Annotated in this window: 17 protein-coding genes; 8 read left to right on the plus strand and 9 right to left on the minus strand. The window is 69.0% G+C overall.

The window, feature by feature from the left end; translation table 11 throughout:
- Positions 1–215: 215 nt before the first annotated feature.
- From STRTUCAR8_RS39835 to STRTUCAR8_RS39850, 4 genes are read left to right on the plus strand one after another with little or no spacing between them, the layout of a single operon-like run.
- Positions 216–1,193, plus strand: coding sequence for an ABC transporter substrate-binding protein (locus STRTUCAR8_RS39835; protein ID WP_006382064.1), 978 nt, complete (start codon positions 216–218; stop codon positions 1,191–1,193).
- Positions 1,190–2,023: an ABC transporter permease gene (locus tag STRTUCAR8_RS39840; RefSeq protein ID WP_006382044.1), complete on the plus strand. Its 834-nt coding sequence runs from the start codon at positions 1,190–1,192 to the stop codon at positions 2,021–2,023. The genes STRTUCAR8_RS39835 and STRTUCAR8_RS39840 overlap by 4 nt, the downstream gene beginning before the upstream one ends.
- Positions 2,023–2,805, plus strand: coding sequence for an ABC transporter permease (locus STRTUCAR8_RS39845; RefSeq protein WP_006382045.1), 783 nt, complete (start codon positions 2,023–2,025; stop codon positions 2,803–2,805). Before STRTUCAR8_RS39840 ends, STRTUCAR8_RS39845 begins: the two co-directional genes overlap by 1 nt.
- Positions 2,806–2,818: 13 nt before the next feature.
- Positions 2,819–3,652, plus strand: a complete 834-nt coding sequence (locus STRTUCAR8_RS39850; protein ID WP_006382074.1) for an ABC transporter ATP-binding protein — start codon at positions 2,819–2,821, stop codon at positions 3,650–3,652.
- Between the two features lie 46 nt (positions 3,653–3,698).
- Here the strand turns inward: STRTUCAR8_RS39850 and STRTUCAR8_RS39855 are convergent, their stop codons facing one another.
- The 5 genes from STRTUCAR8_RS39855 to STRTUCAR8_RS39875 all read right to left on the minus strand — a co-directional run bounded on the left by STRTUCAR8_RS39855 (position 3,699) and on the right by STRTUCAR8_RS39875 (position 10,259).
- Positions 3,699–4,904 (minus strand): MFS transporter, encoded by a 1,206-nt coding sequence (locus tag STRTUCAR8_RS39855; protein WP_006382063.1) that lies wholly within the window; start codon positions 4,902–4,904, stop codon positions 3,699–3,701.
- Between the two features lie 100 nt (positions 4,905–5,004).
- A complete protein-coding gene (locus STRTUCAR8_RS39860) occupies positions 5,005–7,032 on the minus strand; it encodes a beta-galactosidase (RefSeq protein WP_006382050.1) in 2,028 nt (675 codons plus the stop codon).
- A 52-nt stretch (positions 7,033–7,084) separates the two neighbouring features.
- A complete protein-coding gene (locus STRTUCAR8_RS39865) occupies positions 7,085–7,978 on the minus strand; it encodes a carbohydrate ABC transporter permease (RefSeq protein ID WP_006382061.1) in 894 nt (297 codons plus the stop codon).
- On the minus strand, positions 7,975–8,952 hold the full coding sequence (locus STRTUCAR8_RS39870; RefSeq protein ID WP_006382059.1) for a carbohydrate ABC transporter permease: 978 nt from the start codon (positions 8,950–8,952) through the stop codon (positions 7,975–7,977). Before STRTUCAR8_RS39870 ends, STRTUCAR8_RS39865 begins: the two co-directional genes overlap by 4 nt.
- A complete protein-coding gene (locus STRTUCAR8_RS39875) occupies positions 8,949–10,259 on the minus strand; it encodes an ABC transporter substrate-binding protein (protein ID WP_006382052.1) in 1,311 nt (436 codons plus the stop codon). The genes STRTUCAR8_RS39870 and STRTUCAR8_RS39875 overlap by 4 nt, the downstream gene beginning before the upstream one ends.
- A 339-nt stretch (positions 10,260–10,598) precedes the next feature.
- Here STRTUCAR8_RS39875 and STRTUCAR8_RS39880 point away from each other — a divergent pair, with 339 nt between their 5' ends.
- Positions 10,599–11,672 (plus strand): LacI family DNA-binding transcriptional regulator, encoded by a 1,074-nt coding sequence (locus STRTUCAR8_RS39880; RefSeq protein WP_044473694.1) that lies wholly within the window; start codon positions 10,599–10,601, stop codon positions 11,670–11,672.
- A 239-nt stretch (positions 11,673–11,911) separates the two neighbouring features.
- Entirely contained in the window at positions 11,912–13,975 is a 2,064-nt protein-coding gene (locus STRTUCAR8_RS39885; RefSeq protein ID WP_006382056.1) for an RICIN domain-containing protein, read from the plus strand.
- Between the two features lie 131 nt (positions 13,976–14,106).
- Here the strand turns inward: STRTUCAR8_RS39885 and STRTUCAR8_RS39890 are convergent, their stop codons facing one another.
- The 4 genes from STRTUCAR8_RS39890 to STRTUCAR8_RS39905 form a co-directional block, all read right to left on the minus strand.
- Positions 14,107–15,138, minus strand: coding sequence for a LacI family DNA-binding transcriptional regulator (locus tag STRTUCAR8_RS39890; RefSeq protein ID WP_006382065.1), 1,032 nt, complete (start codon positions 15,136–15,138; stop codon positions 14,107–14,109).
- Positions 15,139–15,215: 77 nt separating this feature from the next.
- Positions 15,216–16,052: an ATP-binding cassette domain-containing protein gene (locus tag STRTUCAR8_RS39895; protein WP_006382049.1), complete on the minus strand. Its 837-nt coding sequence runs from the start codon at positions 16,050–16,052 to the stop codon at positions 15,216–15,218.
- Positions 16,049–17,044 (minus strand): ABC transporter permease, encoded by a 996-nt coding sequence (locus STRTUCAR8_RS39900; RefSeq protein ID WP_006382072.1) that lies wholly within the window; start codon positions 17,042–17,044, stop codon positions 16,049–16,051. The genes STRTUCAR8_RS39895 and STRTUCAR8_RS39900 overlap by 4 nt, the downstream gene beginning before the upstream one ends.
- A gap of 168 nt (positions 17,045–17,212) precedes the next feature.
- The gene (locus STRTUCAR8_RS39905; RefSeq protein ID WP_006382071.1) at positions 17,213–18,229 is read right to left on the minus strand and encodes a sugar ABC transporter substrate-binding protein; all 1,017 of its coding nucleotides are present in this window, start codon (positions 18,227–18,229) and stop codon (positions 17,213–17,215) included.
- 286 nt (positions 18,230–18,515) lie between these two features.
- Here STRTUCAR8_RS39905 and STRTUCAR8_RS39910 point away from each other — a divergent pair, with 286 nt between their 5' ends.
- Together STRTUCAR8_RS39910 and STRTUCAR8_RS39915 are read left to right on the plus strand one after the other, a co-directional pair.
- Positions 18,516–19,487, plus strand: coding sequence for a carbohydrate kinase family protein (locus tag STRTUCAR8_RS39910; protein WP_044473695.1), 972 nt, complete (start codon positions 18,516–18,518; stop codon positions 19,485–19,487).
- Between the two features lie 216 nt (positions 19,488–19,703).
- Positions 19,704–22,229, plus strand: coding sequence for a glycoside hydrolase family 32 protein (locus STRTUCAR8_RS39915; protein ID WP_006382073.1), 2,526 nt, complete (start codon positions 19,704–19,706; stop codon positions 22,227–22,229).
- Position 22,230: the final 1 nt, after the last annotated feature.

A 22,230-nucleotide genomic window follows, 5' to 3' on the forward strand; every position in this document is an offset into this window, starting at 1 on the left:
GAACTCCCTTTCGGCTGAGCCTCGTTGGCTGAGGCCGCGCCCTTCGAAGTTGTCGGGGCCTCTCTTGTCCTGAGTACTGACAGCGCGAACATAGGTGTGTACATTGCGGCCGTCAAGAAAGTGCACAACATTTGGGTCGCAGGTCCGCGCGACTCCTTCCGTCACCTCGGGGTGGTCCCCTCCCCGTTCACCGTTGATTCCGTCAGGAGAGGCCCATGCAGAGGCGTGTTCTCGGGCTTGCGGCAGTAGTGATCACGGTCGTCGGCGCGGCCGGATGCGGGTCGTCGGACCCGGCAGGAAGCGGTTCGTCGTCCTCGGACGGCTCCAAGGCCACGAAGGTCAAGGTCGGCATCATCCCCATCATCGATGTCGCCCCGCTCTATCTGGGCCAGAAGAAGGGGTTCTTCAGCAGCAGAGGCATCGAACTGGAGATGGTGCCCGCCCAGGGAGGCGCGGCGATCATCCCCGGGGTGGTGAGCGACCAGTTCCAGTTCGGGTTCAGCAACACCACGTCGTTGATGATCGCCCAGGTCAAGGGCGTACCGATCAAGTCCGTGGTCAACGGCGCGGCCTCCAACGGCAAGGTCGGGGCGGACGTCACCGGTGTGGCCGTCAAGAAGGACAGCTCGATCAAGTCGGCCAAGGACCTCGCCGGGCGCACGGTCGCCGTCAACACCCTGCAGAACATCGGGTCCACCACGGTGCGTGAGTCGGTGCGGCTGGCCGGCGGCGACCCGTCCAAGGTCAAGTTCGTCGAAATGCCGTTCGATCAGATGCCGGCCGCGCTCGACGGCGGGCGGGTGGACGCCGCCTGGATGGGTGATCCCGCGATGACGATCGCCAAGGCGCAGGGTGCCCGCGTGGTCGCTTCGCCGTTCGCCGAGACGGACCCCAAGCTCACCGTGGCCACCTACTTCACCTCCACCCAGATCGCGAAGCAGAAGCCCGACCTGGTCAAGAAGTTCGCCGCCGCCATGAGCGAATCGCTCCAGTACGCCACCGACCACCCGGACGAGGCACGCCAGATCCTCACCACCTACACGAAGATCAGCGGCGATGTCCTGAACAAGCTCACGCTGCCCAACTGGCCGGCGGAGATCGACATGGCCTCGCTGCAGAAACTGGCCTCACTCGGGGAGACGGACGGCCTGTTCGACGGCAAGAAGCCCGACCTGAACGCCCTGTTCTCATGACCCGCGCCGCCACCGCCGACGCGACGGGCTCCGCCGGGCCCTCCGCCCGGCGGCTCCCGGAGCGGGCCGTCGCCCCGCTGCGCGGCCTGGCCGGACTCGCCGGGCTCGTCGCGGTGATCGAGGTGCTGCCGCACACCGGCCTGGTGTCCGCCGACTATCTCCCACCGGCCTCGGTGACCGTCCGCGCGCTGTGGACACTCCTCGCCGAACAGACGTTCTGGACCGCGCTCGGTGACACCCTCACCGGCTGGGGCCTGGGCCTGGCCATCTCCGTCGTGGCGGGCGTGGCGGCCGGCCTGGTCATCGGCTCCGTACCCGTCCTGCGCGCGATCACCGCCTCCACCATCGAGTTCCTGCGCCCCATCCCGTCCGTCGCCCTGATCCCCGTAGCCGTCCTGCTCTACGGCGCCGACCTCAGGTCCAAGCTGCTGCTCGTCGTGTACGCCGCCTTCTGGCAGGTGATCGTCCAGGTCCTGGCCGGCATCCAGGACGTCGACCCCGTCGCCGACGACACCGCCCGCAGCTACCAGCTCGGCACCTGGGGACGGCTGCGCCACGTCATGTGGCCCACCGCCCTGCCGTACGTGATGACAGGCGTACGGCTGGCCGCCACCGTGGCGCTCATCCTCGCCGTCACCGCCGAACTCGTCATCGGCGCACCCGGACTCGGTCAGGAGATCGCCGTCGCACAGACGTCCGGAGCCGTCCCGCAGGTCTACGCCCTGGTCCTGGTCACGGGACTGCTCGGCGTCGCCGTCAACCTGGTGGCGCGAGCGGTCGAGCGACGGGCGCTGCACTGGCACCAGTCCGTACGCACGGAGGTGGCCTGATGACCGTCCTCACCGTCCTGCGGCGCGCCCTGCTTCTGCTGGGCCTGCCCGCCGTCCTCTTCGCCGTGTGGTGGTACGCCACCGCCGGCAGCACCGACTTCTATGTCCCGCCGCTGTCCAGCATCCTGGAAGCCTTCGGGAAGGTCTGGACCGCGGAGCGGCTGCTGTCCGACGTCGTCCCGAGCCTGCTGCGCCTCGCCGCCGGCTACCTCGTCGCCGTCGTGGCCGGAGTGGGGCTCGGCCTGCTGGTCGGTATGCGACGGGCCGTGCGGGACGTCCTGGAACCCGTCCTCGAACTCTTCCGGGCCGTCCCACCGCCCGTACTCGTGCCGCTGATCATGCTGTTCGCGGGTATCGGCGACACCATGAAGGTGCTCGTCATCGTCAGCGGCTGCGTGTGGCCGATCCTGCTCAACACCGTCGAAGGCGTCCGCGCCGTGGACGAGGTACTCAGCGACACCTGCCGTTCCTACGGCATCACCGGCGTCGCCCGGCTGCGGCATCTGGTGCTCCGCGCGGCGAGTCCGCAGATCGTGACGGGCATGCGGCAGGCGCTGTCGATCGGGATCATCCTCATGGTCATCAGCGAGATGTTCGCCGCCAGCAACGGCCTCGGCTTCACGATCGTGCAGTTCCAACGCTCGTTCGCCATCCCTGAGATGTGGAGCGGCGTCCTGCTGCTCGGCATCCTCGGCTTCCTCCTGTCCCTGCTCTTCCGGTTCGCCGAGAACCGGGTCCTGGCCTGGTACCACGGCCTGCGCCGCGCCCAGCGCAACCCCTGAAACGGAGCCGTCGATGCTCGACGTACGCAACCTGCGGAAGATCTACACCGGACGGAACCGCAACGTCGAAGCCGTGCGGAACCTGACGTTCCACATCGATGCCGGTGAACTCGTCTGCCTGGTCGGCCCCTCCGGATGCGGCAAGACCACCCTGCTGAAATGCATGGCGGGGCTGCTCGACCCCACCGACGGCGAAGTACTCCTGGACGGACGCCCGGTCGTGGGGCCCCCGCCCGGGATGGCGGTCGTCTTCCAGGAGTACGGCCGCTCCCTGTTCGCCTGGATGAACGTCCGCGACAACGTCGCCCTGCCCCTGCGCCGCAAGAAGCTCGGCAAGGCGCGGACGCGGGAACTGGTGGACCACGCACTGGAGGTGGTCGGCCTGGCCGACGCCCACCAGGCCTACCCCTGGCAGCTGTCGGGCGGTATGCAGCAGCGCGTCGCCATCGCCCGGGCCGTCGCCTTCGAACCGAAGGTCCTGCTCATGGACGAGCCCTTCGCGGCCGTCGACGCCCAGACCCGGGCCGAACTCGAGGACCTCATCCGGCGCTTGTGGCGGGAACTCGGCGTCACCGTCCTGTTCGTCACCCACGACATCGACGAGGCCGTCTACCTCGGCCAGCGCACCGTCATCCTGTCCGCGTCACCGACCGTCGTGCAGGAGGACGTCACCATCGATCTCCCCGACGAACGCGACCAGTTGCACACCCGCTCCAGCCCCCGCTTCGCCGAACTGCGCGCCCACGTGTACGAACAGATCCAGCGGGCGAAACACCAGAACGGCGACACGGTCACCCAGGCCGCCGACCGGACGCCTGAGCCCGCGCTGCCAAAAACCGTGCACTGAGCGGCAGTTGACGGGGAATCTGTGCCCGGCGGCCGACCGTCGTCCCTCACCTCTGATGCTCCAACCGGCGCGCGGGCGACCTGGCCAGGTGCGCGGCGAAGGCCATGACGACGACGGAGACCAGGACGAGGCCGGCGCCGACGTAGAGCGGCGCCGTGTAGCCGAGGCCGGCGGTGATGGCCAGGCCGCCGAGCCAGGCGCCGAGGGCGTTGCCGACGTTGGACGCCGACACGTTGGCGCCGGCGGCCAGTGCCGCGCCATGGGCGTAATCGGTGACGCGAGTGATCATGCCGGGCACACTGGCGAACCCGGTGACTCCCATCAGGAACACGAGGACCACTGACGCGGCGGAGCTGGAGGCCAGCAGACCGAACACGGCCAGGGTGACGGTGAGCCCGAGCAGGGAGAGGACCAGCGTACGGTCGCGGTCCCGGTCGGCTGCCCGCCCGCCGACCAGGTTGCCGACGACCAGTCCGACGCCGTACACCATCAGCAGCCAGGCGACGTCCGACGACGAGAAGCCGCCGACCTCGGTGAAGGTGTAGGCGATGTAGGTGAACGCGCCGAACATGCCGCCGTAGCCGAGCGCGGTGGCCGTCAGCGTGAGCCAGACCTGCCAGGAGCGGAACGCACGGAACTGGGCCCGCAAGCCGCTGGGCGGCGCCGGCTCGGAGCGCCCCGTCACCGCCGACGGCCGGGGGTCTCCGGGCGAGCCGGGCACGAGGGCCGCGATGCCCGCCAGCGCGAGCAGGCCGATCGCCGTGACCGCCCAGAAGGCCGTCCGCCAGCCCCAGCGTTCGCCGACGAGTGCGCCGAACGGCACGCCCAGCACGTTCGCCACCGTCAGCCCGGCGAACATGACCGCCACCGCCCGGGACTTCCTCTCCGGCGCGACCAGACCACGCGCGACCAGCGAACCGATACCGAAGAACGAACCGTGGCACAACGCGGCGACGATCCGCCCGAACATCATCACCTCATAGGTGGGCGCCACCGCGGAGAGCAGATTGCCGATGACGAACAGCGCCACCAGGCCGACCAGCACCTGCTTGCGGGGCAGCCGGGCCGTCGCCGCGGTCAGCGCGATCGCGCCGACCGCGACACTGAGCGCGTACCCGGAGATCAGCCGGCCGGCGGTCGCTTCCGTCACGTCGAAACTCGACGCGACCTGCGGCAGCAGCCCGGCGATCAGGAACTCGGTCAGCCCGATACCGAAACCGCCCAGAGCCAGCGCGATCAGTCCACTCGGCATCCGTCGCATCCCTCCACCGTCAACTCCCGGAGGTGAACCCGTCCATGGACAAAGATCGTCGGGGCTTGGACGGAGTTCGCGGGGTCCAACGGTGGGAGAGTCAGGACGTCGTGTCGTGCGGCTCCCGGACGACGGCGACGCCGCCGGCGGGGACGGTGACGGTCCCCGTCACCTGGACGCCCGTGAGGAGTTCCACCCCCTCGGCGGCGACTTCGGCACCCTTACCGGCGTGGTCGATGAGGAACAGGAAGTCGGCCTCCGTGCCGCGCCGCCGGACGACCTCGATGCCGGCGGGCGCCTCGTGCTCGGGAGCCACCCCCGCTTCCTCACACAGCCGGTCGAGCAGGGCGGCAAGAGTGTCCGGATCGGGGTGGGTGGCCACGTACCAGGCGGCGCCGGTGCCGTACTCGTGGCGGGTGACGGCCGGCAGGCCGGTCAGCGGGCCGTCGGCGTAGGAGACGACCTCCAGCGCGCCGGCCAGTCGGACCCGCTCCGACCACAGGTCGGCCGTGGCGCCCGGGGGTACTTCACCGGCCAGCCCCGTCCGGTCTCCCGGCAGCATCGGGAAGAGCTCGTCGGTGTGTACGCCGAGAAGCTCGCGGAACGCACCGGGGTACCCGCCGAGGAACACATGCCCGTTCTCGTCGACCATGCCGCTGTGGAAGCCGACGGCGACGGTCCCCCCGCTTTCCGCGAACCGGGCGAGGTTCCCCGCGGCTGCCTCCGTCACCAGGTACAGCGACGGGACCAGGACGAGGGAGTAACGGTCCAGATCGGGGTCGTCCGGGCGGACGAAGTCGACGGCGACGCCCGCTCGCCACAGGGGGGTGTACCAGTCGCGCACCAGGTCCTGATAGCGCAGTTCACCGCTGGGCTGGGCAGGCAGTTCCAGTGCCCAGCGGGCGTCCCAGTCACATACGATCGCCACCCGCGCCGCGACGTCGGAGTCCCGCACCTCGGTCAACGCCCGCAGATCGGCGCCCAGTTGGACCACGTCCCGCCAGGTCTGGCTGTCGGTGCCGGCGTGCGGGAGCATCGCCGAGTGCCACTGTTCGGCTCCCGCCTTCGCGGCCCGCCACTGGAAGAAGGCGATGCCGTCGGCGCCCCGGGCCACGTGCGCGAGGGCGTTGCGCCGCATCTCTCCCGGGCCCTTGGCCCGGTTGACCGGCTGCCAGTTGACGGCACCCGTGGAGTGCTCCATGAGGAACCACGGGCCGCCCGCGAGGGATCGCATGAGATCGCCGCTGAGGGCGATGTCGAGCTCCGCCTCCGGGTCGTCGGACATCAGGTAGTGGTCGTTGGAGAGAATGTCCAACTCCGGGGCCCAGCGCCAGTAGTCGAGGGCGTCGAAGGTGCGCAGGACCATGAAGTTGGTCGTCGCGGGGAGGTCCGGCGCCGCCCGGAGCAGTACCTCGCGCTCCGCGGTGCACAGCGACAGGAGTTCGTCGCTGCAGAAGCGGCGCCAGTCGAGCTGGTGGGTGGGGTTGGGGACCGCGGCGGTCGCGCGGGGCGGGATGATCTCGGCCCAGTCGTAGTACCACTGGCTCCAGAAGGTGGTGCCCCAGGCGTTGTTGAGGGCGTCGAGGTCGTTCTCGTAGCGTGCGCGCAGCCAGGTGCGGAAGGCCTCCGCGCTCTCGTCGCAGTAGCAGGCGGGGTTGTGGCAGCCGTATTCGTTGTGGACGTGCCACATGGCGACGGCCGGGTGGTCGGCGTACCGCTCCGCCAGTGCTCCGGCGATGCGCAGGGCGGCTTCGCGGTAGGCGGGGCTGGAGGGGCAGAACGTCTGGCGGCTGCCGTAGAACAGGCGCCGTCCGTCCTTGTCCACCGGGAGGGCTTCGGGGTGGGCGCGGAAGAACCAGGCGGGCGGGGCCGCTGTCGGGGTCGCGAGGTCGGCGGCGATGCCGTTCTCGTGGAGGAGGTCGAGGAGGCGGTCCATGCGGGCGAAGTCGTAGACGCCCTCGGCCGGTTCGAGCAGTGCCCAGGAGAAGATGCCGACGCTGACCATGGTGACCCCGGCCTCGCGCATGAGGCGCATGTCCTCGGCCCAGACCTCCTCGGGCCACTGCTCGGGGTTGTAGTCACCGCCGTAGACGATGCCGGGAAGGCGGAGGGGGCGTGCGGTACTCATGGGTGGGGCTCCGGGAGATCGAGGATGGGGGGTGATGGTGCGTCAGGGGCTGTCAGCCCTTGTTGGCGCCCAGGGTCAGGCCGCTGACGAACTGGCGCTGGAGTGTGAAGTACACGATCAGGGTGGGGATCGCGGTCAGCAGCGCGCCTGCGGCGACCAGGTTGGGGTCGGTGAAGTACTGGCCGGAGAGGTTGTTGAGGGCCGAGGTGATCGGCATGTTCTCGCCGGTGGAGATGAGGACGATCGCCCAGAAGAAGTCGTTGTAGATCCAGATGGAGAGCAGGGTGCCCAGAGCCGCCATCGCGGGCTTGCACAGCGGCAGCACGATCTGCCAGTACAGGCGCCAGACGGAGGCGCCGTCGACGAGGGCGGCCTCGGTCAGCTCGTGCGGGAGCGAGCGCATGTAGTTGGCGAGGACGAACGCGCAGAACCCCGACTGGAACGCCACATGGATGAGGACGAGGCCGAGTGCGGAGTCGTACAGCTTGCCCGAGGCGGTGATCCCGGGCAGGTCGATGAGCAGGTACATGCGGTACAGCGGGGTGATGATGACCTGCTGGGGGAGCAGGTTGCCGGCCGTGAAGACGAGCAGCAGGAACAGGTTGATGCGGAAGTCGAAGCGGCTGACGTAGAAGGCGACCATCGACGACAGGAACAGCGTCAGCAGCACCGCCGGGATGGCGATGATCAGCGTGTTCCCGAAGTAGTGGAGCATGTCCGACTGCGTGAACGCGTTGGTGAAGTTGGCGAGGCTCAGCTTGTCGGGCCAGGAGACGTAGCCCTTGTCGCTGGTCTCGGCGTAGGGGCGCAGTGCCGCGAACAGTGCCCACAGCAAAGGTGCCAGCCAGGCCAGGGATGTGACGACGAGGAAGGTGTGCAGCAGGACCCGGCTGGGGCGGACCGGTGTGCGCTGCTTCAGCGGCACCGTGACGATGGGGGTGCTCATGCGCTCCGCTCCTTCCGGAAGGTCGAGATCAGATACGGGATGATCACGACGAGCGAGATCACCAGCAGGACGACGGCGATGGCGGATCCGTAACCGATCCGGCTCGACTCGCCGATGATGTTGTTGGTGACCAGGATCGACAGCAGTTCGGTGCCCTGGGCGCCCTTGTTGAAGACGAAGACCAGGTCGAAGGCGCGCAGGGCCTCGATGATCGTGACGACGAGGACGACCGTGTTGGTGGGTCGGAGAGTGGGGAAGATGACGTTCTTGAACGTCTGCCACTCGTTGGCACCGTCCAGCGAGGAGGCCTCGCGCAGTGACGGGTCGACACCCTTGAGGCCGGCCAGGTAGAGGATCATCATGTAGCCGGTGTGCCGCCAGCAGGCGGCGACGAGCACGGCCCACAGGTTGAGGTCCGGGTCACCGATCCAGTCGATGTAGTGGCCGGGCTTGTTGGCGCCGATCAGGCTGTTGATCAGGCCCGTGTCCGGGTTGTAGACCAGCTGCCAGACGAAACCGGTGACCGCCAGCGACACCACGACCGGCAGGAAGAACGCCGTCTGGTAGACCCGGCTGAACCGGATGTTCTTGTCCAGCTGGACCGCGAGAAGCAGCCCGAACGGGGTCGGGATCAGGATGAGGACGACGAACCAGATGATGTTGTGCTGGACGGCCGGCCAGAACTGAGGGTTGCTCTCGAAGAGTTCACGGAAGTTCTGCAGCCCGACCCACTTGATGGAGTCGAAGCCGATGCCGTCCCAGGTGGTGAAGGCCAGCGCGATGGACGCGAGGGCGGTGACCCAGACGAGGGCCACGTGCAGGATCGTCGGCACACCGGCCATCAGGCCGAGGGTGAGCCGGTCGCGGCGGGTCAGCAGGCGTCGGTGGCCCTGCGCGGGCCGCTTTTTCGAGGGCACGCCCCGGGGCGGCTCGGCAGCCGCCTCCGGGGACTTCGTGAGGATGTCGGTGTTCATGAGGAGGCGAAGATCGCCTTCTTCTGGCGCTCGATGGACGACAGGATGCCGTCGATGCCCTTGGGGTCGCGGACGAACTTCTGCAGCGCGGGCTGCATGACGGTGGAGGTGAAGTCCGGGCGGCTGTCGCGGTCCATGAACTGGGTGAGGTGCTTCGCCTGCGCGATCATGTCGTAGCCCTTCTTCTGAAGGGTGCTGTACGCGGAGGTGTCGGCCTTCGTGGAGGCGGCTATCAGGCTCGGGTCGGCCTTGAGGTAGATCTCCTCGGCCTGCGGAGTGCCCAGGAACTCGAGCAGTTTGACGGAGCCGGCGTGGTTCTTGGGCTTCTTGCTGAGCATGATGCCGTCGGTCGGCGCCTCCACGGTGTCCTGCCCGTGCGCGGGGTCGATCTCGGGGAAGGCGAAGAAGTCGAGGTCGTCCAGGTCCGCCTTGTCGGTGAACTGCTGGGCCACGAACATGCCGAGCATGTACATGCCCGCCTTCTTCGCGACCAGCGTCTGGGCGGCGTCCTGCCAGGTACGACCGACGGCGCCCTCCTGGTGGTACGGGAGAGACTCGGCCCAGGTGTCGAAGACCTTGCGGACCTTCGCGTCGGTCCAGGAGGCCTTGCCCGCCATCAACTCGACGTGGAAGTCGTAGCCGTTGAGGCGGAAGTTGATCTGGTCGAAGGAGCCCATCGCCGGCCAGGCGTCCTTGTCGCCGAAGGCGATCGGGACCAGCCCGTCCTTCTTCATCTGCTTGCACAGGGCGATGTACGCGTCCCACGTGGTGGGGACCTCGTAGCCGTACTGCTGGAAGACGCTCTTGCGGTAGAACACCGCCCACGGAGAGGTGGTCAGCGGCACCATGTAGTACTTGCCGTCCTGACCCTTGCTCAGGTCGTGCATGGCGCTGGGGAAGTTGGCGCCGATCGTCTTCCACACGTCGTCGATCGGGGTGGCCAGTCCCTTGGCCGCGAAGAACTGCATCCGGTAACCGGCGAACCACTGGAACACGTCGTCCGGCGTGCCCTGCAGGTAGGAGTTGATCTGCTCCTGGAAGGTGCCGTGGTCCTTGATGTTGAGGTCGACCTTGATCCCGGACTGCTTCGTGAAGGCCGCGTAGACGTCGCCGTACGCCTTCTTCGGGACGGCGTCCGAGGCGTTGGAGCCGACGGTGACGGTCTTGGCGTCGGTCCCGGAACCGCTGCCGCCGCACGCGGACAGCAGCGGGACACCGGCACCGATCAGTGCGGCTCCACCGAGTCCGCGCAGCACGGTGCGACGGCTGGTGTCGGACATGGATTGACCGAGGGAGGAAAGGCGCATTTCGGCTCCTGAAGGGCTGTCATGGCCCGGGCGTGGCGCAACGGCTCAAGGGGGCATGACGGGAAACGGTCGACGATACGACCAGAAACAAACGCGATCGGACAGAACCGATCGGCTGACGCGGTGAAGAGTGAACTTTCCGAGGGCCCGCTGTCAAGACTCTGGGGGGAAGTGGCCCGGTGGATCGTCCCTTGTGCATCGATTCGGTCCCCGGCGCAGGAAATCCGGCACCTTCTCTTGACGGGTGGCCCTATGGCTGGTTAGACATGACCGCGCGGTCAGTGACCGCGCGGTCATACGGTTGACCTGGTTCGATACTCACGGCCATCGGGAGTTCTCATGACACGAGTGGTGGGGCGGAACGCGGGTTCCCCCGCGCCGCGCAGCGTGGACGTGGCCCAGGTGGCCGGCGTTTCGCGCAAGACGGTGTCGCGGGTCCTCAACAACGAGCCGTACGTCTCCGACGAGGTCCGCCAACGCGTCCTGGAGGCGGCCGAGAAGCTCGGATACCGGCTGAACCACGCGGCCAGGGCACTGGCCTCGGGCCGGAGCCGTTCCATCGGTGTCGTCGCCCTCGGGACGGCCGGGTACGGAACCGCCATGCTCCTCGTGGGCGTGGAGAAGGCCGTACGGGACGCCGGCTACGCACTCCGCGTGGTCAACACGCCGGACGGCGACCCCGAAGGCATCGCCGGCGCGGTGCTGTCACTCCTGGAACAGGGAGTTGACGGCATCGTCGTCTCCGAGCCCATCGTGGAAGGAGAGGTCTCCGTCAGGATCGACGTGCCCGTCCTCTTCCTGGGCGCGCCGCCCGCCTTCACCTCCGCTCGGACCCTGAGCGTGGGTGTGGGCGCCTTCGAACTGGCGCGAGCGGCCACCGATCACCTGCTGGACCTGGGGCACTCGACCGTGCGCCATCTCGCGGGCCCGGGACGCTGGTACGCCTCGAAGGACCGTATCGACGGCTGGCGTGCGGCGCTGGCGGCGCGGGGCGCGCCCGAAGCTCCCGTGCTCGACGGCGACTGGTCACCCGAATCCGGTTACGCCGCGGGCCGCGAACTGGCCGAGGACCCTTCCGTGACCGCCGTCTTCGTGGCGGGCGACGAGATGGCCATCGGCCTGATCCACGCCCTGCGCGAGGCGGGCCGCCGGGTACCGGAGGACATCAGCGTGGTCGGCTTCGACGGCAACCCCGTCTTCGCCTACGTCACCCCTCCGCTCACCACGGCCCGGCAGCCCTTCGACGCCGCCGCACGGGAGGGGATCAGGCTGCTCGTGCACGCCATCGAGGAGCCGGAGACCGACCTGCCCGCGGCGAGCGAACCACCGGTCGAACTCGTCGTCCGCGGCTCGACCGCGCCCCCGCCCTCCCACCGGAGGCAGCCGGTGCCCCGCACCATAAGCACCATCTGAACCACCTTCTCGGCCACGTGTGGCACAGGACCCACGCGTGAGCCCCACCTCCGTCTCCGAGGACCTTCGTACTTTGAGGTCCGGTGGAGCCGTTCTCACCACGACGTCGGCCGCTGTCAGGGCCGGCCGGCGTCACCCGTCCCTCACTCCGCCGTTCCACGCCGGGCCCGATCCGGCGGGTGGCCGGCGGCGGTCATGGACACCCACCACACTCCTCATCCCTTCCCCCAGGAGCCGCAATGTCCCCTGCCCAGACAGGCGCCAGACCCGGCGTCGCTCCGCAGTCCCGTCCCCTCTTCCTCCTGACGGCCGTACTCGCCCTGCTCGCCGCGGTGGCGACACTGCTGCTGCCCGCCGCGGGCCGGGCGGACGCACTGGCCCGTCCGTCGCAGACGATGTACACGCCGCCGTCGAACGCTCCCTCGCCCGGGTCGTTCTACCCGCGAGAACTGCGTCTGCAGCACAACGGCTCGGCCAACGGCACGATCCTGTCGACGTTCGAGCAGTACACCACCGGCACACCGGTCTTCCCGATCTATCGCAGCACCGACAACGGCAACGCCTGGACGAAGATCTCCGAGGTCGCCGACACGCAGAACGGCTGGGGCATGCGATGGGAGCCCGAACTGTTCGAACTCCCCGCAGCGATGGGTGACTTCCCGGCAGGCACGATCCTGGCCGCCGGAGCGTCCGTCCCCGCCGACCGTTCCGCCATCAAGATCGATGTCTACGCGAGCACGGACCGCGGACTGACCTGGACGTTCGTCAGCAACATCGCCACCGGCGGCCCGGCCTTCGACACGAACGGTAACGGCAACACCCCCGTGTGGGAGCCGTTCTTCCTCTACGCCAACGGCAAGCTGATCGTCTACTACTCCGACCAGCGTGACTCCGCCTACGGCCAGAAGGTCGTGCACCAGGTCTCCACCGACGGCCGCACCTGGGGCCCGGTCGTGAACGACGTGGCGATGCCCACCTACAGCCAGCGTCCGGGCATGCCCACCGTCGCCAAGCTGCCAGGCGGCAACTACGTCATGACGTACGAGTACGGCGGCTCGGCCGCGGGCAACTTCGCCGTCTACTACAAGATCTCCGCCGACCCGGAGGCGTTCGACTCCGTCACGGGCATCCCCCTGCGTGCCACCGACGGCACGGTCCCCACCAGCACCCCGTACATCACCTGGCTGCCCACCGGCGGGCCCAACGGCACCCTCGTCGTCAGCGCCTACAGCACCGGCGACCTGTTCCTCAACACCGCGGGCGGCGCCGCCGACACCTGGACGCGCATCAACTCCGCAGTCGTCGGCGGCTACAGCCGCGGCCTGCTGCCCCTGGCCGACGGCCACAGCCTGCTGGTGCTCAGCGGGGGAAGCGGCGGCAGCAACGTCCGTAACCCCGTCACGTACGCCACCATCGACCTGGGCGGCGGCATCTCGGACGGCGCCACCTACACGGTGTCGAACGCCAACAGCAACTTCAGGCTGACCATCGCGGGCGGCACCACCGCCAACGGCACCGGCGCCACCCAGCAGAACGCCACCACCGCCACCGACCAGCAGTGGCGCTTCGCGGCGCAGCCCTCCGGCTTCTTCAAGATCTTCAACGTGGCCAGCGGCAAGGTGCTCGGTGTGGAGAACCAGTCCACCGCCAACGGCGCCAAGGTCCTCCAGTGGGACGACAACGGCACCCTCGACCACGAATGGGCCGTCGCCCCCAACCCCGCCGGCGGCTACACCATCACCAACCGCGTCACCGGCAAGCTGCTGGAGATCCCGAGCGCCTCCACCACTGTCGGTGCCACCGCCGGACAGTGGGGCGACACCGGCTGCGCCTGCCAGCGCTGGAACCTGACGCAGACCGCTCTGCCGCCGCTGGGGACGGGGCAGTACGTCCTCGTCAACAAGAACAGCGGCAAGTACCTCGACATCCCGGCCGGCTCCACCGCCACCGGTACGGCCGTGGGCCAGTGGGACAACTCCGCCTGTCTCTGCCAGCTGTTCACCTTCCAGTCGGCGAGCGGCGGAGCCTGGACCATCAGGAACGCCAACAGCAACCTCAACCTCGACATCCGTAGCGGTTCCACCACCGCGGGAGCCGTGGTCGTCCAGAACACCGCCTCCACCGCCAACTCGCAGAAGTGGACCCTCACCGACGCGGGCAACGGCTACTACAAGCTCAAGAACGTCAACAGCGGCCTCAACGCCGGCGTCGCCCAGTCCTCCACCAGCAACGGCGCGGGCGTCGTCCAGTGGACCGACGTGAACGTCGACGACCAGCTCTGGAAGATCGTCCGCATCAACTGAGCGGCTGTACGCCCGCTCACACAGGGCCTCCTGTCAGCTCCGGTTCGCGACGCGACCCGGGCGTCAGGAGGCCCTGCGTCTTCGCCGACCTCGGCATCGGGCATCGGACACCCCACCACACCGGCTCCAGATCACGCCCCCTGGAGTACGGGTACAGGGAGTTCGCCCGACCCCCGGACGATCAGGCGGGTGGGGACGGTGGCGGTTCGGGCTCGGGTGCGGTCGCCGTCCAGGCGGGCCAGGGCGGTGGTCGCCGCCGCCCTGCCGAGTTCCTCCGCGTCCTGGGCGACGACCGTCAGAGCCGGCTCCAGCGCCTCGGCGAGAGCCACGTCGTCGAAGGCGACGACAGCGACGTCCTTGCGCCTGCTGCGGGCCAGTTCGGCGACCGTGCCCATGGCCATGATGTTGTTGCCGGCGAACAGCGCCGTGGGCGGATCGGCCAGGCCGAGGAGCTGGGCGGTCGCGGCCTCGGCGCCCCGCTGGTCATGGGCGTTGGTGACGAGCGAGCGGTCGTGGGGAATGCCGGCTTCCTGCAGTGCCGAGCGGTAGCCGGCCATGCGTTCGCGTCGGGTGTACAGGTTCAGGGGCAGGTCACCGACGAAGCCGACTCGGCGGTGTCCGTGGGCGACGAGGTGGGCGACGCCGTCGTGGGCGCCGGCCCGGTTGGAGCTGACGATGCTGTCCGTGGCGAGGCCGACTCCGGGCCGGTCGAGGAAGATCACCGGCAGCCCCGCCGTACGGTGAGACTTGAGGTGGGAGTGGTCGGCGCCGACGGACGGCACGACCATCAGGATGCTGACCCGGCGGGCCAGGAACTTGTCCGTCAGGGCGCGTTCGCGCTCGGGGTCGTCCGCGGAGGAGCCCATGAGCAGGGTCAGTCCGCGCTCGCGGACGGTGTCCTCTATGGCACGGGCCACGGCTCCGAAGAAGGGGTTGGCGAGGTCGGGGATGACCAGGCCGATGGTGGTGTCGGGGCCGCCGACGCGGATGTTGCGGGCCATCAGGTTCGGCTGGAAGCCGAGCTTGGCCACTGCGGCCAGTACCTGTTCCCTGGTCTGCGCGGAGGCGGGCCCGTCCTCGTTGAGGACTCGGGAGACCGTCTTGGCGCTGACACCGACTTCGCGGGCGACGTCGGCCAGGGTGGGGCGGCGGTTCGCTGCCATGGAGGAAACCGTCTCCTGAGGGCTCTCGGTTGCGGCCGCGGCCTCGGCCGGCAACTGCGAGAGCGAGGGTTGTTCTGTCAGGTGGCCTGGACTCCGGCGGCCTTCGCGGCCTCCGAATCCGCTACGACAGTATCTCCGGCCTCGTCGACCGTGAGTGCGCCGGTCATGATGGCGACGACCTCGGCCATGGAGTAGTCGGAGGGCTTGATCACGGCGGCGCGCCGGCCGAGGCGGTGCACGTGGATCCGGTCGGCGATCTCGAAGACGTGCGGCATGTTGTGGCTGATCAGCACGACCGGCATGCCCTTGTCCCGGACCCGGCGGATCAGGTCGAGCACCTGGCCGGACTCCTTGACGCCGAGGGCGGCGGTGGGTTCGTCCATGACGACGACGCTGCTGGCCCAGGCGACGGACCGGGCGACCGCCACGGCCTGCCGCTGTCCGCCGGAAAGCGTCTCCACCGCCTGTGTCAGTGAGCGCAGACCGATCTTCAGGTCGGCCATGTGCTCGGCGGCCTCCTGACGCATCCGCTTCTTGTCGAGCATGCGGAAGACACTGCCGAGAACGCCCGGGCGGCGCAGCTCCCGCCCGAGGAACACGTTGGAGGCGATGTCCATCGAGGCGGCCACGGCGAGGTCCTGGTACACCGTCTCGATGCCGTGGGCGCGTGCGCTCTGGGGCCCGGAGAAGGTGATGGGTTCGCCGTTCAGCCGTATCTCGCCCGCGTCCGGCGTCACCGCGCCGGTCAGGGCCTTGATGAGGCTGGTCTTGCCGGCGCCGTTGTCGCCGATGACCGCGAGGACCTCGCCGGGGAGCAGGTCGAAGTCGGCGCCGTCGATGGCGGTGACCTGGCCGTACCGCTTGACCAGACCTCGGGCCTGCAGCACGGGCGTGGGGGAGGAGGTGGCGGTCATCGGGCCTTCTTCCGGGAGAGCTGGTCGACGGTCACCGCGAGGATCACCAGGACCCCGGTGATCAGGGTCTGGTAGATGGAGGCGACGCCCATCAGCTGCAGGCCGTTGCGGAACACCCCGACGATGAGGACGCCGATGAAGGTGCCCAGCACCGAGCCGCGCCCGCCGAAGAGGCTGGTGCCGCCGAGGACCACGGCGGTGATGCTGTCGAGGTTGTCGGTCTGCCCGGCCTGCGGATCGCCCACACCGGTACGGGAGATGAGCAGCACGGCGGCGATCCCGTACAGCAGGCCGGCCACGGTGTAGATGCCGATGGTGAGGCGGGAGGTGCGGATGCCGTTCAGCCGGGCGGCCTCGGCGCTGTTGCCCAGGGCGTAGACGTGGCGGCCCCAGCCGGTGTTGCTCAGCGCGTAGGCGAGGAGGAGGAACAGGGCGATGGTGACGAGGGAGCCGTACGTGATGTCCGTGTGACCCATCGGGAAGGTCTCACCGAGGGCGGTCAGCGGGCCGGGCAGGTTGGTGACCGTCTGCTCCTCGGAGTAGATGTGGGTCAGCGCGAACGCCACGTTGAGCATGCCGAGGGTGACGATGAACGGCGGCAGCGGGATCTTCTGCACCAGCAGCCCGTTGAGCAGCCCGAACCCACCGCAGACCACCAGGCCCAGGGCGATGGCGAGGAGCGGGGGCAAGGAGCCCTCGGCGGCCATCTTGGCGATCACGATGCTGCCGAACGCCATCACGGCGCCGCACGACAGGTCGATGCCCGCGGTGAGGATGATCAGGGTCTGCCCGATGGCGAGGGTGCCCACGACCATGACCTGCTGCACGATCAGCGAGAAGTTCCCGCCGGTCAGGAACTGGTCGGTCGAGATGGAGAAGAAGGCGCAGGCCAGGACGAGGGCGACCAGGGGTCCGGTGGTCGGCGCCGTGAGCAGTCTGCGTGCCGTCGTCGGTGCTTTGAGTTCGGAGTACGGCGTGGTCGTGGCTGTCATGCGAAGTCCTTGTCGGAAGACAGATGTCCGTGTCGGCGGACGGGGGAACGAGGGGGGTCTGGCGAAGTCGGGTGGCGCGAGAGCGCCCCCGACAGGGGCGCGGAGAACTGCGCGACCAGCCACACCGGGCCCGCAGCAAAACACCGCGCCCCCAGCGGAGCGCCCCGCTCAGCCCCAGCAGTTCTCCAGGCCGTAGGCGGTGTCCTTCGACGCGACCCCGTCCTGTGCCTTGTCGCTGATCAGCGTGACGCCGGTGTCGGTGTAACCGGACGCCTTCTTGCCGCCCTTGGCGTACGTCACGACGGCCTTGACTCCCTCGGCGGCCATCTTCAGCGGGTACTGCTGCGAAGTCGCGGCGATCTTGCCGTCCTTGACGGCCTGCGTGCCGGTGCAGCCACCGTCGACGGAGACGATCAGGACGTCCTTCTCCCGCCCCTTGTTCTTCAGCGCGGTGTACGCGCCCAGGGCCGCCGGTTCGTTGATGGTGTAGACGACGTTGATGTCAGGCTCCTTCTGGAGGCAGTTCTCCATCGCCGTCTGGCCCTTGGCCTGGTCGCCGCCGGTGTCCTGGGCGCACGCGACGTCCTTCTCGGTGGCGCCGAAGCCCTTGAGGAAGCCGTCGTGCCGCTGGATGCCGACGGAGACGCCCGGCGCGAGGTCGAGCGCGGCTATCTTCGCCGTCTTGCCCTTCATCGCGGCCTTGGCGTACTCGCCGATCAGCTCACCGGCCTTGAGGTTGTCGGTGGCGAAGAGGGCGTCGACCGCGCTCTCCGGCTCCGTCGGGGTGTCCAGGGCGATGACCAGAACGCCCTTGGCGCGGGCCTTCGCGATCGCGGGCACGATCGCCTTGGAGTCGCTCGGAGTGATCAGGATGCCCTTCACCCCGGCGGCGACCATGTTCTCGATGGCGGTGACCTGACCGGCGTTGTCCCCGTCGAACTTGCCCGCAGCGGTGGAGAGTTGGACGCCGTTCTCCTTGGCGGCCTTCTCCGCGCCCTCCTTCATCTTCACGAAGAACGGGTTGGTGTCGGTCTTGGTGATCAGACCGACCTTGACCTCGCCCGAGCCGGAACTCGACGAGCTCGATCCGGAACCGGACCCGCAGGCCGTGAGGGTGAGCGCCGCGACCCCGGTGACCGCGGCTGCTCTGATGAGGGACGAGGACAGGCGAGTGGTGCGAGACATGATCGACTCCTGTGAGATAGCGGGCGGCACTGGGGTTGGGATCAGCACATGCCTCCCGAGGTGTCATCGTTGACTTATGTCATCGTTGACACTGCCTGGCGAGGATGATGGACTCCGGATCCCGGCAACGTCAATGCCTTCCACCCGTCACAAATCAGCAACGTCCACCGGCACCGCCTCCGAACAGCCGGTCACGGCGGGCCGCCGAGCCTCCCTCGTGGCCGCCGTTCCCTGCCGTCCGGGCGCGTCCGAGCAGGTCCGAGCCTTTTCCGAGAGAGAGCAGCCCATGAGCCCGCGTCAGATCACTGTTCTGGGAGAGTGCGTCGCGGATGCCTTCGCCGAACCGGCGAAAGGCGCCTCGAACGAACTCGCTCTGCGGGTGCTGCCCGGCGGAGGGCCCGCGAACACGGCGGTGGCCCTGGCCCGCCTCGGCACCCCGGCCCGCTTCCTCGCCCGGCTGTCCGGCGATGTGTTCGGCCGGCTGTTCCGGGCCCACCTGGAGGCGTCCGGCGTAGACCTGTCCGACGCCGTCGCAGCCGCCGAGCCCAGCACGCTGGCCGTGGCGGAACTGGACGCGGCAGGGCAGGCCGCCTTCTCGTTCCACGCGCAGAACACGGCCGACTGGCAGTGGACCGCGGCGGAACTGGCGCAGGTGGACCTGTCCGAAACGGCCTGCCTGCACACCGGATCGCTGGCACTGGTCCGTGAGCCCGGCGGGGCGGTGGTGGAGGAGTTCCTGGCCGTGGCGGCAGCCGCCGGGGGGGCCACGATCAGCATCGATCCCAATGTCCGGCCACTGTTGGTGCGCCCCGAGGTCTACCGCGCCCGGCTGTCCCGCTGGTGCGCGCTCGCCGACATCCTGCGCCTGAGCGAGGACGACCTGGAACTCCTTCTGCCGGGCACCGCGCCCGAGGAGGCGTGTGACACCTGGCATGCGGCGGGAGTACGGCTCGTCGTGATCACGCTCGGCGCCGGTGGAGCCCTGGCCTCACTCGACGGTGAACGGCTGCGGGTGCCCGCGGTGACCACGCGGGTCGTCGACACGGTCGGGGCGGGGGACTCCTTCACCGCCGGCCTGCTGCACCACCTCGGCGCCCGCGGACTCCTCGGTGGCCGACTGACCGGGCTCGGTACCGACGATGTCGCGGAAGCCTGCCGGTTCGCCGCCCGGGTCGCGTCCCTGACCTGCTCGGTCGCCGGCCCGAATCCGCCGTGGCACGACCAGTTGGAACAGCTCGCGACAGCCGATCACGCCTGACCGCCGACCGGGCCCCAATTGGGCAATCCAGCCAGAACAGTTGACGCATCGGCCGGATGACGCTCATCATCGGGCCACTCGATGTCAGCGTTGACACAAGTCATCGTTGACACCCTCTGGTCGGCGGTGTGGACGACATCGCCGGCCGGGGCGTCACATTTTCGGACCGCCCGCCGCAGGCTGTGCTGCGCGGACGGCCGCAGCACAGGAGACACCATGAGCTCTGGACGCGTATCCCGGCATGTCCGCGTGCGGATGACCGCTGCGGCGGCCGTCTGCGCCCTGTCCGCCGCCCCGCTCGCCCCCCAGGCCGTGGCCGCCGATCCCCCGCCGTACTCCGAGACCTATCGTCCCCAGTTCCACTTCACCCCGGACAAGAACTGGATGAACGACCCCAACGGACTCGTGTACTACCAGGGCGAATACCACCTGTTCTACCAGTACAACCCGAACGGCGACTCGTGGGGCGACATGTCCTGGGGGCACGCGGTGAGCACGGACCTCGTCCACTGGCAGCAACTGCCGCTCGCCCTGTCGCACGACGACAAGGAGATGGTGTTCTCCGGCAGCGCGGTCGTCGACGAGAACAACACCACGGGTTTCGGCACCACGGAGAACCCGCCCATGGTGGCGGTCTACACCAGCCACAACACGTCCACCGGCATCCAGTCGCAGTCGCTCGCCTACAGCACCGACCGCGGCCGTACCTGGACCAAGTACCAGGGCAATCCCGTCATCGACATCGGCTCGAGAGACTTCCGCGACCCCAAGGTCCAGTGGTACGCGCCGACCAGGAGCTGGCTGATGACGGTGTCCCTGTCCGCCGAGCACAAGGTGCGGTTCTACTCCTCCAAGAACCTCAAGGACTGGACGCAGCTCAGCGAGTTCGGCCCGGCCGGCGCGACGGGCGGTGTGTGGGAGTGCCCCGATCTGTTCCCCCTCGCCGTCGACGGGGACACGGACGACATCAAGTGGGTCCTGGTCGTCAACATCAACCCCGGTGGCATCGCGGGCGGTTCGGCGGCCCAGTACTTCGTCGGCGACTTCGACGGCACGAAGTTCACCGCCGAGGACAACGGCACCTACACCCCGCCCGCCGGGACCGTCGTGCAGGACTTCGAGGGCACCGGTTTCGGTTCGTGGACGGCCACGGGCACCGCGTTCGGCGCGGGACCGGCGGCCGGGACGCTCGACGGGCAGCAGACCGTCTCCGGCTTCGACGGCCAGGGCCTCGCCAACAGTTTCCACTCCGGCGACGCCACCACCGGCACCCTCACCTCGCCCGCCTTCACCGTCGGCAGCCCCTATCTGAACTTCAAGGTCGGCGGCGGCCGGCACCCGCACCGGCCCGGGAGGATCCTCGCCGACTTCGACGGCGGCACCTACGGCGGCTGGACGACGACCGGCACCGCGTTCGGCTCGGCACCGGCCACCGGCACCCTCCCCGGCCAGCAGCAGGTCTCCGGCTTCCAGGGCGGCGGCCTGGTCAACACCTTCCTGAACGGCGACGCCACCACCGGCACCCTCACCTCGCCCGAGTTCACCCTCGACAAGCGGTACGTCAACTTCCTCATCGGCGGCGGCAACCACCCCGTCGGCGCCGCCGGCCCCACCGCCCTCGAACTCCTCGTCGACGGCCAGGTCGTGCGCAGCGCCACCGGGAAGGACGCCGAGGCACTCGAGACGGCCTCCTGGGACGTCAGCGACCTCGCCGGCAAGAAGGCGCGGATCAGGGTGGTCGACGACAACACGGGCAGCTGGGGCCACATCAACGCCGACCAGATCGTGCTGTCCGACACCCGGGCCCAGCCCGGCGCCCAGGAGACCTCCGTCAACCTGGTCGTCGACGGCCAGGTCGTCCGCAGCGCGACCGGCTCCGACAGCGAGACCCTGGACTGGGCCTCCTTCGACATGCGCCCGTACCTCGGCAAGCAGGCTCGGATCCAGCTCGTCGACATGAACACCGGCGGCTGGGGCCACATCCTCGCCGACCGGTTCACCACAGCCTCCGTGCCCGCGAAGTCCGTCGTGCAGCGTGCCGACTGGGCCGACTACGGCAAGGACTACTACGCGGCCGTCTCCTGGGAGGACGCCCCCGACGGCGAGCGGTACATGATCGGCTGGATGAGCAACTGGGACTACGCCGGCGCCGTCCCCACCTCCCCCTGGCGCGGGGCGCAGAGCATCCCCCGCCGGATGGCGCTGCGCACCGTCGACGGCCGGGTCCGGCTGACCAGCGAGCCGGTGGACAGTGTGGAGTCCCTGCGGCAGGCATCCCCGGCGACCGCCACCGCCGCCACCGTGACGAACACGTCGACGGCACTGGTCGGTCCCGCCGCCGAAGGCAAGGCGCTCGACATCGAGGCCACCTTCTCCCTCCAGGACGCCGAACGCTTCGGGCTCAAGGTGCGCACGGGCGCCGCGGGCGAGGAGACCGTCATCGGCTACGACACCACGACCCAGGAGCTGTACGTCGACCGCACCCACTCCGGCGCCGTGGACTTCAACAGCACGTTCCCCGGTATCCAGACCGCGCCCCTGAAGGCCGCGAACGGCAAGATCAAACTGAGGATCCTCGTCGACTGGTCGTCCGTCGAGGTGTTCGGCGGCGACGGCGAAGCGGTGATCACCGACCAGATCTTCCCCGACCCCGCCAGCCAGGGAGTGCGGGTCTTCGCCGAGAACGGCTCGGTGACGCTGGACAAGGCCACCGTCTGGCACCTCGACTCCACCCACGACTGAC

The sequence above is a fragment of the Streptomyces turgidiscabies Car8 genome, from assembly GCF_000331005.1.
Taxonomy (GTDB): Bacteria; Actinomycetota; Actinomycetes; order Streptomycetales; family Streptomycetaceae; genus Streptomyces; species Streptomyces turgidiscabies.